Origin of the sequence: Weissella kandleri (assembly GCF_045504165.1) — a bacterium.
Classification (GTDB): domain Bacteria; phylum Bacillota; class Bacilli; order Lactobacillales; family Lactobacillaceae; genus Weissella; species Weissella kandleri_A.
In genome coordinates this window covers 1-899 of record NZ_JBJJNY010000032.1, presented here as the reverse complement: position 1 = coordinate 899, position 899 = coordinate 1, and the positions used below count along the sequence as shown (strand labels likewise).

The following is an 899-nucleotide window of genomic DNA, read 5'->3' as shown; positions in this document are numbered from 1 at the left end:
TCCATAGCGTGTCCACCAAAGCCATTACGCAATGCTGAAACAACCTTTCCAGTAAACGTATCATCTTGCAATGAACGGTTACGCATCATCAATGACATAGCAATTACTGGCGCTGGTACTTGCAAGTCCAAAGCTTGTTCAACAGTCCACTTTCCTTCTCCGGTGGCTACCACACGTCCAGTAATTCCGTCCAACTTAGGGTCCTTACCAAATTGGTCTTCGGCCAATTCCATCAACCATGAACGAACAACTGATCCGTGATTCCACAAGTGAGCGACTGCTTCAAAGTCATAGTCATATTGTGAAGCTTCCAAAATTTCGAATCCTTCACCAATAGCTTGCATCATTCCGTATTCAATTCCGTTGTGAACCATCTTCAAGTAGTGACCTGATCCCAAACGTCCAGTGTATAGGTATCCACCTTCTTGCGCAATTGATTCAAACAATGGCTCCAAAGTCTTCCATGCTTGAGCATCATCTCCACCAATCATGAAGTTTCCACCATTACGCGCTCCTGACCATCCACCAGATGTTCCAGCATCAAAGAACTTGATTCCAGCTGCTGTCGTCCGCTTATTTTGTTCCAAATTATCCTTGAAGTTTGAGTTTCCTCCATCAATGATAATATCTCCGGCATCCATCTTTTCAATCAAATTGTCGATGGTTGAGTTCGTTGGAACTCCGGCTGGAACCATGACCCAAACTACCTTTGGTGAAGGTAATTCTGCCAAAAGTTCATCAATTGATGAAACCATCGTTACCTTGTCTGAATATGCGCCGGCTTCTTTCACAAAGTCTTCATTCAAATCGTAAGCAACCACTTCATTACCATTATCAACCGCGTTCTTAACTAAGTTTAGGCCCATCTTTCCAAGCCCGATCATTGCAAACTTCATCAT

The 899-nt window shown here is 43.5% G+C and carries 1 protein-coding gene; it reads right to left on the bottom strand.

The genetic code is table 11. The features are described from left to right. Positions 1–896: phosphogluconate dehydrogenase (NAD(+)-dependent, decarboxylating) (gene gnd / locus ACJQWY_RS06890; protein ID WP_407076991.1), on the bottom strand; the 896-nt coding region annotated here is incomplete at its 3' end. Positions 897–899 lie beyond the last annotated feature (3 nt).